The sequence below is a fragment of the Rhodovarius sp. genome (genome assembly GCF_040399605.1).
Taxonomy (GTDB): domain Bacteria; phylum Pseudomonadota; class Alphaproteobacteria; order Acetobacterales; family Acetobacteraceae; genus Rhodovarius; species Rhodovarius crocodyli_A.
Genome location: NZ_JBBARU010000003.1, coordinates 39,268 through 52,683, shown reverse-complemented (window position 1 = coordinate 52,683; position 13,416 = coordinate 39,268). Strand labels below are relative to the sequence as shown.

Genomic DNA, 13,416 nt, shown 5'->3' with positions numbered 1-13,416 from the left:
ACGGCTTTACCGTCAGACTTCATCAGGTGTCCATCCGGGCGCAGGGCTTTGCGCCCGGGTGGCGCAATCAGCGCGCGGCGGGTTCAGCGCGGACGAAGTTGATCGTCATTTCCGGGAAGATGGCCACCAGGGCAAAAGCGATCTCACCGACGCGAAAGCCATTCGGGCGAATGGCTTCAACCCTCTCATCCACATCGAGCAGCAGCAGAATAACCGCGCGCTCCAGCGCGCCCATCGCGCCGCTCAACTGCGCGAGCTCCTGGCGCAGCGCGGCCTCCGCGGCAGGGGTGATTTCCTCCGCCGGCTCGAAGGCCAATTCCACCTCAGGGATGATGCCCGGCTTGACGGAGACATTGGACAGGGTGAAGCCGGCCCGCCCGGCCAGGGTTTCAAAGCGGTTGAGGTCCTGACGCAGTGTGGAGACGAAGCGGTTCATCTCCGCCGCCAATGCGCGCTCCTCGCTGCGCAGAAAATTCATTGTCCATTCTGCCGCAGCCTGGAACGGGCTGAGGATGATGCCCGTGGCCGTCCCCACGACCGAGACGGTGCGATCCCAGCTATCCTGCAGCATCCCCGCATGGCCTGGCCTGGCGAAAACCAGGGCGGAGATGACAAGGGCGATCGGAAGAAAACGTTTGCGCATGGCCAATCTCAAATCTTTCTAAAGGGTTAACCGAAAATTCCAAATTTCAGGTTATCAATGGAAGAAGGCGGTGGGTCATACCTATGACCGCGAAGTGAGGCATCCAAACCCCGGCAGCGACAGCCGCCAAGCTTCCAGTGTAACATAAAAAAAAATAAATATAAAGTTCAATAGATTAACCGATTATGTTTCTTGGCTACAGCCCCTTCCGCCGGTCCCTCTGGGGGAGTATGGCATACCGCGAAACCAACAACCTTCTTGCCTCACTATCATCGCCGCGCTCGATCTTGCAAGCGAGGATTAAGGCTGATTGCTGCCCAAGATTATTGATTTAAAATGAAATTATGCCAATTTCGGCCTTGGAGGTTTATCGGCCCCTGCGCGGGGCCGTTGGGCGCGCTGGCATGGCGAGCAATCTGAAAAAAACGTCAGAGCGCCCGCCAAATTTGCTCAATCCCGGCTATAGGCTCCAATCCACTCTATTTTTCAGAATCTTCTAAAAATTGCGGATACCATTGCTTTATCTTTTTGTCATAGTGAAGAATCAGATTCCGGCCTTTGGGTGCATATGCGGCAAAAATATCGGGATGTATAATATGTCTAGCCATTTCGCGGCGGTAATTTTTTAATTGAGAAGGTGCATGAGTGGGATCAGCGAAAACCAATACGCCCATCCGATACCATGGCTCAATTTCTTCATCTGCCCAGATTTCATCACGGAAATCAAAGCATTGATAGCCATGCATCTTGAATAAATCGAACCAAAATTCAGGAGGCTGCTCGTTGATATGATGAACGCCACCTTGCCCAGGCGCCGCCGCCGAGAATAGCACTACAGGCGCCGCATTCACCAGCGATTGGACCAGTGTGGCGGCTACATTTTCCGGTAAATGTTCGCCCACTTCCAAGCACATCGCAATATCCCAACGGTCTGGCAGCTGCACAGGCTCCGTTAAATTCACATATTCAATGGGTATATCGCTTTGAAATTTCTCCAAGGCAAATGTATCTAGACCTAAAATTCGTGATGCCGCTAATTCTTTTGCGACTCTTAACCAATCTCCACGGCCGCAACCAAAATCAACAATCGATTTTTTTTCAATATCAACCCAAGGTAATATTTTGAGGGCAGAGCTACGCACCCATTCGGAATAATCATTCATAACTTGCTGGAGGGCTGAATAATCTTCTTGAATGCTCATTACCTAATCCTATCACAAAGAAAATTATTCCAATAAAGTCAAAACGCCGCAGATGAAGCGAGCGAACGATGATTAGGCTAACCCAGATCAATCGCCAAGGTTAGCAGAGGTCTCACCATATTTTTATAGCTGGAAAACCAAGCAATTTCGAACGCCACGCCAGGCACTTATTTGCGCTGCCATAATGCCTGCCGCACAACCCATGCCGCCGCTCAATCCGCCATATGCTCAGCGCCGCCCCTCTGTTAACCTCCCGAAAAATGGGAGATGAAACGATGATGAAGCGCCGCAATCTTCTCGCAGCCAGCACGCTTTTGGCAATGCCGGCTCTAGGGCAGGGGGCCTGGCCCAACCGCCCGGTGCGGGTCATCGTCGGCTTCCCCCCCGGCGGCTCTCTCGATGTGATGACACGCCTCGCCTGCGAGGTCATGACACAGCGCCTGGGCCAGAGCTTCGTGGTAGAAACGCGCAGCGGTGCCTCGGGCAATATCGGCGCCGAGGCCCTGGCCCGCGCCACCCCCGATGGTTACACCATCGGCACGGTCAGCATGCATAATGTGGTGATCAACCCCATGCTGTTCACCCGCCTGCCCTTTGATCCGGCGCAGGATTTCCAATGGATCAGCGCCATGTGGGACCTACCCAATGTGGCGGTGGTGCCCGCACAGCATGTCCCCGCGCGCAATTTGGCGGAATTCCTGGCCTGGGCGCGGGCCCGCCCGCAGGGCATCAGCTATGGCTCCTCTGGCGTGGGCACGACGATCCATCTCTCGGGCGCCTATCTGCTGAACCGCGGCGGCATCCAGGGCACCCATGTGGCCTTCCGTGGCGCGGCGCAAACCATCCCAGCCATGCTCTCGGGTGATCTTCAACTCGCAGTGGACAATCTCGCCAGCTATACGCCCGTCATCGCCGAGGGCCGCATCCGCGCCCTGGCCGTGACCATGCCCGAGCGCTGGCCAACCCTGCCCGAAGTGCCGACCATGGCCGAGGCGGGGCTCGATAATTTCAATGTGAGCCCCTGGCACATTTGGGCCGCGCCCGCCGGCACGCCGCGCGCGGTGGTGGACAGGCTGAGCCAGGAGATCCGCACCGCCTTCGCCGACCCTGCCTTGCAGCAGCGTGCCATTGGCATCGGCACGCGGCTGACCGGCTCCACACCCGAAGCTGTCGCCGAGCGCCTCGCGCGCGAGACGCCGCGCTGGGCCGAGATGGTGCGGATTTCAGGCGCGACGCCAGAGTAGCAGAACGCCCTGAGGGCGAGGGAGCAAGAGCCGATAATCCCCCAGCCCCGCCTCAGCCCTGGGCAGCCATTCTTCCCCTGGCCCTCACACCATTTGCCGCCGCGCCAGCGCGGCAAATGTGCCATCGGTTTTGAGCAATTCCTTGGGGTTGCCGGATTCAACAAGACGCCCGGCATCAAAGACGAACACCTTGTGCACATCGGATATCGTGCTCAAGCGATGCGCCACCACGATCCGCGTGACGCTGAGCCGGTCCAGCGTCTCCTTCACCTCGGCCTGGGTGCGATTGTCCAGCGCGCTCGTCGCCTCGTCGAAGATCAGCAATCTGGGCTTGCGCACCAGCGCGCGGGCGATGAGCAGGCGCTGCCGCTGCCCGCCTGACAAAGCCTGCGCGCCCTCGGAGAGCACCGTTTGCATGCCCATTGGCATGGCCTCACTATCCGCCGCCAGGCCCGCCAGCCGCGCCGCCTCCCAGGCATCATTCATGCGCAGCGGGGCGGTGCCCACGATGTTTTCAAAAATGCTGCCCGGTTGCAGCTTGCCATTCTGCAAAACGGTGCCGATCTGGCGGCGCACCGCGCGCATATCCAGCGTCGCGAGGTCATTGCCATCAAGGTAGATCGCGCCCGATTCCGGGTCTTCAAAACCCAATAGCAGACGCAGCAGGGTGGATTTCCCCGAGCCCGATGCACCCACGAAAGCCACATACTCGCCCGAGGCAATCCGCATCAACAGATTATCAATCGTCGGCGGCCCATCGGCATTATAGCGGAAGGTGAGGTTGGAAACGCGAACCTCCCCGCTCACCACGCCAGGCGATGACAGCACGCCATCAGCCTCGGTTCTAGCATCCAGAATGGGTCTCACCCGCTCCCAGATCGGCACCACCTTCAGCAGCGTGTTCAGGGCATTCACCAGCGCCAATACGCCGACGAGAAACTGGCCAAAGGCGCCATTGAAGGCCACGAAGCTGCCAATCGAAAAGCCCGAATTGGGCTGCGCCGCATCAAGCAACCAGACGATGACAGCAAACAGGATGGCCGAGGCGATGGCCGGATACACGCTGGTAAACAGCTTCTGCCAGATCGCGATCCGGGCCACGGCGTAGAAATGGCCGCGCTCCTGTGCGTAAATCTCTGACCAGCGGGCAAAGGCCCGCCCCTCGGTGGCCCCCACCCGCAGCTTGGTGATGCCGGTCAATAATTGAAAGACGAGGGCATGGATCTGGCCGTTCATCTGCTGTGCGGCGCGGATATGCGGCAGCGACATGCGAAACAGCAGCACGGTGATGGCAGCCAGCACCAGCACCAGCCCAACCCCGACCAGCCCCAGTTGCCAGCTTTGCGCGAACATCACCACCACGCTGACCAAGGAGAATAACCCACCCAGCACCGATTGGATCACCGCCCCCGATACCGCCTCGCGGATGACGTTGATCCCATTTGCACGATCAGCGAGGTCACCTGAGGTGTATCGGCGGAAAAACTGCGCGCGCAACGAGAGCAAACGCCACCAGATGCTGGTCTGCACCACGCTGTCCATCCGGCCCTGAAGCCGCACCACCGCGACAGCTTGCGTCACATCAAAGGTGGTATCGGCAATCGCCGCCGCGGTAAGGGCTGCGATGATGGCGATGTGCAGCGCATAATCGGAGCGCGGCAGCACCGTCTCCATCAGCGAGCCGCTGGCAATGGGCACAAGCAGCGCCATGATCCCTGAGAGCAATCCCATTACCAGGATAACTGTCATGTCGGGCCGCAAGCCTCGCACGCCAAAACGCAGCATGTCCCACATGCTCCGCGCCTCGGCCGGCAGCGGCCGGTAGAGCATATAGCCCTTGGAATACAGCCCCGCCGCAACCGAAGCGGTGACGGGCACATCTGCGCCACCTGCCGGATCAACCATGCGGTAGCGGTTCGGCCCATCGGGCAACAGCGCCACAGGCGCCAGATCCGCGTCGTCCCGAAAGCCCAGGATCGGGCCGCTATCATTGCGCCACCAGCCCTCGCGCAGCTCCACCTGCCGCATGCCAAAGCCCGAGGCCCGGGCGATCTCGTCGAGTGGCGAATAAACCCCGGCCGGTTCACCGGCGGGTTCGATGACCTCCAGGCCCAAAGGCTCGGCCACCAGGCGGAGTGCCGCGGCCAGGCGGTCTGTCGGCGCGCTGGGCGCGCCGGCCTGGAACTTCAGCCGGGGGTCGAGCAGGCCGCCGATGGATGCCACGCCACGGCGGAAGGCGCTCTCGCGCTCAGCCACCCGGCGTGACCATGCCTCGCTGCGGCGGGCCTCCTCATCGAGCAGGCGCCGGGTCAGCACCGCCACGCATCGCGCATTGAAGGCGGGCAGCGCCTCCCAAAGCCTTCGGTTGCGCAATTGCCCGGGCGAGAAGGTGGCATTGAGCGTGGCCGGCGCGGGCAATGTCAGCCACACCCGCCCCGCAACCGGCACGGGCAGATCCCCCGGCCGGAGCGGGCTATCAGGCTGGCCGAGGAAAAACGCCTCGCCCTCGCTCAGGCTCACCCAGACCACATCGCCGTGAAAGGCGTAGAGCGCAGAGCCGGCAGGGTGGTCCTGCCCAGGATCAGCCTCGATGATGGCGGTCGCCGTCGGCCGCGCCCCGGTCTCCAGGCGGTCGGAAATCCCGCTGACCCAGCGGTCCACCCAATCCACGGTAACAATGTCGAAATCCTCGCCAGACACCCGTGCCAGATCGCCGCGATAGACCAGCGAGCCCATGGTGGCGACGGCGCGCAGGGCAAATGTGGTTTCCGGCGCCAGCCAGGCTTGCGGCAATGACGGGGCCTGAGGCATCGCGCCCTCGGCCGCACCAAAGATCAGGTCGCCTGGCCGGAAGGAGCCCACATGCATGCCTGGGCCGCAGACCTGCCCGCCCAGCAAGGGGGTGAGGTAGATCTCCACCCGCCCTTGCAGCACCAGATAGACTAGGCCCGGATCATTGAGCAGAAACGGGTTGTGGTAGCCCACTGAGAGCCGTTCGCCGCCGATGCGCTCCAGCAGGTCATTGTCAAAATGGTCAGCCTCGGCTGAAGCATCAGGCGCCATATTGCTCATCTCTCCGCCCGGGCGCTTTCGGCCTCCAGCAGCCTCCGATAGGTCCCCTCCTGGGTGATCAGCACCTCATGGGTGCCACGCTGCACGATGCGGCCGCGCTCGAGCACGATGATCTCATCGGCATCGCGCACCGTGCTGAGGCGGTGGGCGACGATGACGCAGGTGCAGCCGCGCCGGCGCAAATGCTCGTCGATGCGCTTTTCAACCAAGGGGTCGAGCGCGCTCGTCGCCTCATCCAGCACCAGCACCGATGGGTCGCTGACCAGCGCGCGGGCGATCTCCAGCCTTTGCCGCTGGCCACCGCTGAAATTCGTCCCCCCCTCCGCCACCTCGCAATCGTAACGCCGCGGCCGCTGTTCGATGACCTGTAGCAATTCGGCATCGGCCAGCGCCCGGGTGAGGGCCGCATCGGGCACGCGCGCATCGCACATCGAGAGATTGCTGCGCACCGTGCCCTCGAAGAGAAAAATCTCCTGGTCCACGCAGGCCACGGAGGCGGCGAATTCCTGATGCGGCAATTCATCTGCCGTGCGGCCATCGAAGGTGACGCTGCCCGACCAGGGGCGATAAATCCCGGTAATCAGCTTGGCGAGGGTGGATTTGCCGCTGCCCGAGCCGCCTACAAACGCCACCCGCTGGCCGGGCGCGATGCTGAGCGTGATATCCGTCAGCAGCGGTGCCTCGCGCTGGCTATAGCCGAAGGTCACGTTCTGAATTTCAATCCGCCCGCTCAGCCGGCCAGTATGGACGCGCGCGCTGCCCAGCGCCTCATCCGATAGGCGCGGCTCGATGGGGTAGCGCCGCACATCATCCAGCCGGTCCATATGGCCTTTGACAGTATTCATCGCACCGCCCAGGCCCATCAGTGTCTTAATGGGTTCATTGAAACTGGTGACCAGGCTCTGAAAGGCCACCAGCGCACCCACCGACAAGGCCCCCTCCATCACCTTCAGCCCGCCCAGCCAGAGAATGGCCACATTGGTCAGGCCCGCGAGCACGCCGGGCACCACATTCAGCACCGTTGAGACGAAAGAGATATTCTGCTGTGCATTGAGGTAATTGGCGTGCACGCCAGTCCATTTGGCGAAGAAGTCGGGCTCGCTGCCCTGGGCCTTGATCTGCTCGATCGACGCCACACCCGAGACCGAGACGGAGGCGAGATTGGCGGATTCGCGCAGCACAACCCGGCTGATATCCTCCTGGATGCGCCAGGTCAGCCGCAGCGCCAGGATATTGGTCAGCGACAGGATAATGGCGACCAAGGCCAGCAGCGGATCATAAAGCGCCATGATGGCGCCGAAGAAAATCACGCTGAAAATGCCCACCATGGCCTCGGTGAGTTGCCCCGCGAGCAACTCGGCAATCTGATCATTCGAGGCCACGCGGCTGCCGATATCGCCTGGGTAGCGCAGCGCGAAGAAGCCGATGGGCAGGCGCATGATGTGCCAGAACAGCGCCGCGCCATGGGCGATGGCCAGCTTCACCTGCAGCTTGGCGAGATGCGCTTCCTTCAGCCAGGTCAGGATCCCGCGCAGCAGAGCGGTGAGCACCAGCCCAAGAATAAGCGAAGGCATCCAGCGATCACGCGATTCGACCAGCACCTCATCCACAAAGACCTGGCTCAATACCGGCAGCGCCAAACCTGGCAGCACGATGCAGATACCCACCAGCACCAGAAAGGCCATGGCAGTTTCCGAGCCGCGCAACCGGGCTCGGAAGCCACGATAGAGGCTGGGTGGGGAACCCTTGGCCTCGAAGCTGCTGGTCTTCTCAAAGATTAGGCAGACGCCGGTGAAACTTTGCTGGAACTCCGTGGGCGCGACCTTGCGCGGGCCGGTGGCGGGATCATTGATCCACGCGGTGCCAGTCCGGAAATCCATCCCTTCCAGAACAACAAAATGATTGAAATTCCAATATATAATCATCGGGAAAGGCAGGCCCTGAAGCGCTTCAGGCTCCTTGCGGTATCCCTTGGCCGCCAGCCCATGCTGCTTGGCGGCGCGAATGATGTTCGACGCCTTGGAGCCATCGCGCGAGACCCCGCAGGCCACCCGCATCTCCTCCAGCGGAATCCACCGCCGCTCCCGCGCCAGGATCATGGCAAGGCAGGCGGCGCCGCATTCGGTGGCCTCCATCTGCAGGATGGTGGGGGTGCGAAAGCGCCCCTTTTTGCCGGCAGGAATATTCGGGGCGAAGGCCGGCGCCTCGGCTGCACTGGCTTCGCTCAACGCCGCTTCTCCCCCGCCACGGTCCGCTCCTGGTGGATCATGCGGCCTACAGCTTCAACAGATCGCGCAGGGCAGGGATCACCATCGCGATGGGACGGCGAAAAGCAACCGTCACATCGGCCCGCAACGTGCTGCCGCTGCCCAAGGTCACACCTGCCCCCCGGCTGGATGTCCAGCGATAACCGCTCGCGGTCTGCGCATCGCGTTCCAGGCGGATGATCACCTGATAGGGCGGGCCTTCACTCATGAAACTGCGCGCCAATTCGTCATTGTTGATGATCGCCCGGATGGCCTCAAACGAGACCGGGAAATCGCTGATCGATGCCACTTCGCCGATCAGGGTGCCGAATTCTTCGCGGCGGGCATTGGCGGGCGCCACACGCGCGCTCATCCCCGGCGTGATGGCTGTGCCGCTGCGCGATGAACGGATGAAGACCAGCGCCTCCAGCCCAGTGCCGCGGCTTTCTATCGTCAGCACCGGCTGGCCTTCGCGCATCATGGCACCCTGAACCGTGCGCAACTCTTTCACCTCGCCAGAGACCGGGGCGATCACCCGCGAGGTGTCGTTCAGGCCCCCGGTCAGCCTTTCGAGACGGCGAGTGACCTCGTTGAGCGCCAACTCGGCCTCGCGCACGCGTTGCTCCGCCAACCGGCCCAACTCTACCTGTTCGGCGGCGACCCGGGCGCGCTCGCTTATGGCCGTCGATACATCCTGCAATATCAGCGACAATTCCTGTTGCAGCGCCAGAACCTCGTTCTGGGTCACAATCCGGTCGCGGAACAGGGTCTCGGTCAGGCGCAGACGCTGGCGCAGCACATCCTCACGCTGGCGGCCAAGGGTGATACGCAATTCAATGGCCGCGCGCTGGCGGGTGACACTCTCCATCCGTGCCGCCGCCTCCTGCGCACCAACGGTGCGGGCGCGCTCGAGGTCGCGCTCGCGCTCCTCAATCTGCTCACGGGCAAGGCGCACATCACGCTCAACATCGGTTTGCGTCAACTGGCCGATCACCTGGCCCGCCTCCACCATATCGCCCACCCGCACCGAGAGTTCGCGAAGCATGCCCGCACCCACCGTGTTCACCCCAAAGATCCGTCCCCCCTCGACGAGCATCAGACCATTGCCGGTGACATGTGTGGGCAGGCGGCCGATCCAGGCCCAGGTCACGGCCCCTGCCAGGATCAAAGCCACGACCGAGAGTGCGAGCCAGGTGGTGGGCTTGGTGATGGAAATCATCTCATTCAGCCGCTCGGGCGAACCCAGATGCTCCAACGCCGCCTTGCGGTAAATTTCCGACCTGTTTGTCTTTGGAGTGTCTTGGGTCATGGGTCGAGCGACGCCTTCATTTCCGAACGCGTCACCGCCGGCCTGGCGCCCGCGACAGCCCGATGACGCGCCAGCGCGTGGCGCGAAGATCCTGCTCGGGGTCAAAGAGTGGTACGGGCAAATCCAGCGACTTGGCCGATAATGCGCCCAGGGCATTGAGCAGGCTGAAGGCCGCCGATGCCTCCTCCGCCCGCGCTGCCACCTGTTCCACACGCGCATCGAGAAGGAACTGCTCGGCGTAAAGTTGGTCCTGCAATTGCCGCCGCCTGGCCTCGATCTCGCGCATGATCACCTGCACGGAGAGGTTCTGCGCCTGCACGGCGCGCCCCGCCACATCGATCAATTGGCGCGCCGTGATCAACCGCGTCATCGCAACCGAGGCGTCTTCGGCGGCGCGGTTGCCGGCATTGCCTTGCTCGGCGATGCGCGCGAGCACCTGCTCGCGGTCCTGGCGCAGCCGGGCGAAATCCCCCGGGCCAGGATAGAGCGGCACCGTTACCTGCAACATTACAGCCCCGCGCTCACCGTAGGAGGAGGGTGATGGCAGGCCCGCGCGATAGTAATCCACGCCTCGGCCGCTTTGGCCGGAGACGACGAGATCCACCCGCGGTTGCAGCAGCCCCGCTGATTGCGCGGCCCTTTCGCGCGCGAGCGTCTCATCAACCCGCAGCAGCAACACCCGAGAGTTGTCGGACCTAGCGGTGGCCACCGCAATATCGATTGTCGTTGGCAGTTGATAGCGCAGCACGGGTGGCGCGAGTTCGCCGGCAGGGATGGTCACGACACGCAAATAGGCAGCCTCGGCGAGCGCGATGTCGCGGCGGGCCTGCAATTGGGCGGAGAGGGCGCGCGCCTCCTGGGCTCGCACCTGAGCGAGGTCACCCACCGTGCGGTCGCCGGATTCGACAAGGCGCTCCGTCACCGCGGCCAGATTGCGCAACAGCACCAGATAGGCGTCGCGCAGGCGCAAAATTTCCCGGTCGCGCAGGATGTTGATGTGGGATATGGCGGCATCCTGCAGCACCGCCTCCTCCGCCTGGAGCAATTGCGCGCGGGCGCGCAGCACCAGGGCATTGGCGGCCCGGTAGCCCGGAATGGCCTGGCCATCATAAATCGGCTGCGAGAGTGTGAGGCCCATCGTGCGGATGCGCTGGCGCAGATCCTGCGGCGCGACATCCCGGTAACGCTGCGCACTGAGATAGCTGCTGCCGGCCTCCGCGGTTGCGTTCAGCCGTGGCATGAAGCGCTGCAGCGCGATGGGAATTTCCTCATGCGTCGCATAGATATTGCGCTGGGCCGTCAGAATTTCTGGATTGCTGGTATTGGCGGTCGAGAGTGTTGCAACGATATCGCGCGGCGCCGCCAGGGCGAAATTTGTGCTGCCGAGCATGACCACGAGCGTGGTAGCGGCCAGGCGCAGCAGGGGGCGGGCGCATGCTGCGCTGCTGGCCAAGCCGCGCCGCCTGCCGGACAGCAACGTATTTGAAACCGGAAATTGCAAATACCGCACCTTCAGAATGCAAACCTTTGTAATATTATTCACCCATAAATGTTGTCGTGCAACCGGCCTTTCCGGCCAGGATTGGCATGATGATGATCATGCTCTTGAAAGCATTCCCCAATTTAATGCCTTGGTGTGAATTGGCGCGCCGGCACACCATCCCTGTTGTCAGGCCAGCCAATGCGCTGGAGCGCTAGCCGCATGAATTCTCCGGCGGCCAGCGCCAGCGCATCGGCATTGCCCGCGCGCTGAGCGTGGAGCTGGAATTGATCGTGGCCGATGAGCCGGTCTCGGCACTTGATGTCTTGGTGCAGCCGCGGGTGCTGCTGCTGCTGCGCGAATTGCGTGAGCGGAGGGGCCTCGCCTTTCTCTTCGTCAGCCATGACCTCTCGGTGGTGCGCTGGTTCTGCGACAGCGTGGCGGTGATGTATCTCGGCCGCATCGTTGATCATGGCCCGGTGGCCGAGGTGCTGCGCGCGCCGCTGCACCCTTATGCCAATATGCTGCGCGAGGCGTCGCCCGAGCCTGACCCGGCGCGGCATCCTGCCCAGGATTATCGGCGAAATCCCCTCCGCCGCCACACCGCCACCAGACTGCACCTTCCACCCGCGCTGCGGCGCGGGGCTGGTGGAATATGCGCGGGCCATGCCGCCGCTGGTGCCGCTCTCTGGCGGGCGCGCTGTCGCCTGCCATCTCCGCAGCCCCATATCCGGCGGGGCCTCACGCAAATGCATGGATGCTTAGCCTTGATGGGTTTCGCCTAGGGGCCACTGCGTCTAGACGAGGCTATGCAGCCGGCACAACTACCCTCCAAAATTGTTTTCGCTCATTCCTTGCGCGGGATTGCTGCGCTCATGGTGGTCATTGGCCATATCGCGCAGGTATTTTGGACGTTGCCGTCAATCAATACGATGATAGGCTCTCCGCCATTTGAGCCGAAACCCTATTGGTTTACGATTGCGGTTGATTCAATGTTGCCTGCCGGATTTTTGCAGCATTTCCCTGTTGCATTGTTTTTTATCATAAGCGGATTTATCATACCCTTCAGTCTGATTGATCGTTCCAGATTGCAATTTGCGATATCGCGATTTTTACGGCTCTGGCCGACCTATGCCATTGGCCTAAGTATTTCTTGCATATTTATAATAATATGTGCGAATTGGTTTGGTGCGGCGCAGCCCTTCTCCTGGCATACCTATATGTTGCAGCTGCTTTTTGTTCGTGATCTCGCCTGGGTCCCATCAATTGACGGCGTGGTGTGGACGCTGGAAATCGAAGCAAAATTTTACGTTCTGATGTTGCTACTCGCTGGGCCCTTACGCGCTGGCCGGATCTGGCCACTCATCTTGACCGCTTTTGCCCTGCTATGCCTGACGGTGGGTGCCGTTTCGCTGCCCGGTTGGCTGAAATCCGGCGAGCCAATTTACCAGTTCCTGTATGGTATGACGCTCAGCGCCCAAATGATGTGCTTTATGTTCATCGGGACTGCTTTTAATTTTTATTATCGTGGCCTGATTTCACTGCGACTTACTATCATATCAGCCATATTATTTTTCCTGGCGCTTGCCGCGCAATGGCCAATCGGCACCATACAGTTGCTGTATGTGAGCGGCTTGACCAGCTATGCCATCGCAGCCATCGTTTTTGCCCTCGCCTTCATATGGCGCGGCAAGGCCCAGCAGCCATGGCCGGGCCTCAATTGGCTGGCCAATATCAGCTACCCGCTCTACGTGATCCATGCCGTCGCCGGCTGGGCGTTGATGCGCATGGCCCTCGATGCCGGATGGGGCCTGGGGCCAGTCCTGACCCTTGGCTTCTCCTTCGGCTTCCTCGCCGCCGTCGCATTGCATTATTGGGTCGAACGACCAACCCAGGCGCTGGGGAAGCGTTTGGCCGCACGCCTCGGTGCAAGTTAAGCGCGCCCCATTGCTATGAATAGGTGAGCCGTCAGGGCTGAAAATACCCGAATCGGTTGCTGAAAAGCGAATAGCTGGCAAAAAAAATCGAAGGACTTTGCCCCTCGAGCAGCCCAGCAGGGTCGACATTTATGCCGACGAGTTTCCTGCACCTTCGTTAGATTACTGATTTAAACATTATCCAAACGTCCAGGAAAATCATTTTCTGGGTGAGAGAGCGCTGGAGGGCAAAGCCCTTTCGCTCCTGTCCTCCGCCATCACCGTTTTTCAGCACCCTGCTAGA

The 13,416-nt window shown here is 61.4% G+C and carries 10 protein-coding genes; 4 read left to right on the top strand and 6 right to left on the bottom strand.

Annotated elements, in window-relative coordinates; translation table 11 throughout:
- Positions 1–67: 67 nt before the first annotated feature.
- Entirely contained in the window at positions 68–643 is a 576-nt protein-coding gene (locus tag ABWP84_RS01935) for a hypothetical protein (RefSeq protein ID WP_353210305.1), read from the bottom strand.
- A gap of 479 nt (positions 644–1,122) precedes the next feature.
- Positions 1,123–1,845, bottom strand: coding sequence for a class I SAM-dependent methyltransferase (locus tag ABWP84_RS01930; RefSeq protein WP_353210304.1), 723 nt, complete (start codon positions 1,843–1,845; stop codon positions 1,123–1,125).
- Between the two features lie 275 nt (positions 1,846–2,120).
- Here ABWP84_RS01930 and ABWP84_RS01925 point away from each other — a divergent pair, with 275 nt between their 5' ends.
- On the top strand, positions 2,121–3,089 hold the full coding sequence (locus ABWP84_RS01925) for a tripartite tricarboxylate transporter substrate binding protein (RefSeq protein WP_353210303.1): 969 nt from the start codon (positions 2,121–2,123) through the stop codon (positions 3,087–3,089).
- An 84-nt stretch (positions 3,090–3,173) separates the two neighbouring features.
- Here ABWP84_RS01925 and ABWP84_RS01920 read toward each other — a convergent pair whose 3' ends face one another.
- Genes ABWP84_RS01920 through ABWP84_RS01905 form a run of 4 tightly spaced genes read right to left on the bottom strand, consistent with a single transcriptional unit; the run spans position 3,174 to position 11,106 of the window.
- Entirely contained in the window at positions 3,174–6,161 is a 2,988-nt protein-coding gene (locus tag ABWP84_RS01920; protein ID WP_353210302.1) for an NHLP bacteriocin export ABC transporter permease/ATPase subunit, read from the bottom strand.
- Positions 6,158–8,389, bottom strand: a complete 2,232-nt coding sequence (locus ABWP84_RS01915; RefSeq protein WP_353210301.1) for an NHLP family bacteriocin export ABC transporter peptidase/permease/ATPase subunit — start codon at positions 8,387–8,389, stop codon at positions 6,158–6,160. Before ABWP84_RS01915 ends, ABWP84_RS01920 begins: the two co-directional genes overlap by 4 nt.
- A gap of 46 nt (positions 8,390–8,435) precedes the next feature.
- Complete coding sequence (locus ABWP84_RS01910; RefSeq protein WP_353210300.1) at positions 8,436–9,716, bottom strand: NHLP bacteriocin system secretion protein; 1,281 nt, start codon at positions 9,714–9,716, stop codon at positions 8,436–8,438.
- A gap of 31 nt (positions 9,717–9,747) precedes the next feature.
- Positions 9,748–11,106: a TolC family protein gene (locus tag ABWP84_RS01905; RefSeq protein WP_353210299.1), complete on the bottom strand. Its 1,359-nt coding sequence runs from the start codon at positions 11,104–11,106 to the stop codon at positions 9,748–9,750.
- Between ABWP84_RS01905 and ABWP84_RS01900 the strand changes: the two genes are divergently transcribed.
- The 3 genes from ABWP84_RS01900 (at position 11,105) to ABWP84_RS01890 (ending at position 13,133) form a co-directional block, all read left to right on the top strand.
- Entirely contained in the window at positions 11,105–11,356 is a 252-nt protein-coding gene (locus ABWP84_RS01900) for a hypothetical protein (protein ID WP_353210298.1), read from the top strand. The two genes, ABWP84_RS01905 and ABWP84_RS01900, sit on opposite strands and share 2 nt — an antisense overlap.
- A 115-nt stretch (positions 11,357–11,471) precedes the next feature.
- Entirely contained in the window at positions 11,472–11,981 is a 510-nt protein-coding gene (locus tag ABWP84_RS01895) for an ABC transporter ATP-binding protein (RefSeq protein WP_353210297.1), read from the top strand.
- Between the two features lie 24 nt (positions 11,982–12,005).
- Complete coding sequence (locus ABWP84_RS01890; protein WP_353210296.1) at positions 12,006–13,133, top strand: acyltransferase; 1,128 nt, start codon at positions 12,006–12,008, stop codon at positions 13,131–13,133.
- The last annotated feature ends 283 nt before the right edge of the window (positions 13,134–13,416 follow it).

Excerpts from the sequence above, each read along its gene's own strand:
- ABWP84_RS01925 (WP_353210303.1), top strand. The coding sequence starts at position 2,121 with ATGATGAAGCGCCGCAATCTTCTCGCAGCCAGCACGCTTTTGGCAATG.
- ABWP84_RS01930 (WP_353210304.1), bottom strand. The coding sequence starts at position 1,845 with ATGAGCATTCAAGAAGATTATTCAGCCCTCCAGCAAGTTATGAATGAT.
- ABWP84_RS01905 (WP_353210299.1), bottom strand. The coding sequence starts at position 11,106 with ATGCTCGGCAGCACAAATTTCGCCCTGGCGGCGCCGCGCGATATCGTT.
- ABWP84_RS01910 (WP_353210300.1), bottom strand. The coding sequence starts at position 9,716 with ATGACCCAAGACACTCCAAAGACAAACAGGTCGGAAATTTACCGCAAG.
- ABWP84_RS01920 (WP_353210302.1), bottom strand. The coding sequence starts at position 6,161 with ATGAGCAATATGGCGCCTGATGCTTCAGCCGAGGCTGACCATTTTGAC.
- ABWP84_RS01935 (WP_353210305.1), bottom strand. The coding sequence starts at position 643 with ATGCGCAAACGTTTTCTTCCGATCGCCCTTGTCATCTCCGCCCTGGTT.
- ABWP84_RS01900 (WP_353210298.1), top strand. The coding sequence starts at position 11,105 with ATGACCACGAGCGTGGTAGCGGCCAGGCGCAGCAGGGGGCGGGCGCAT.
- ABWP84_RS01890 (WP_353210296.1), top strand. The coding sequence starts at position 12,006 with ATGCAGCCGGCACAACTACCCTCCAAAATTGTTTTCGCTCATTCCTTG.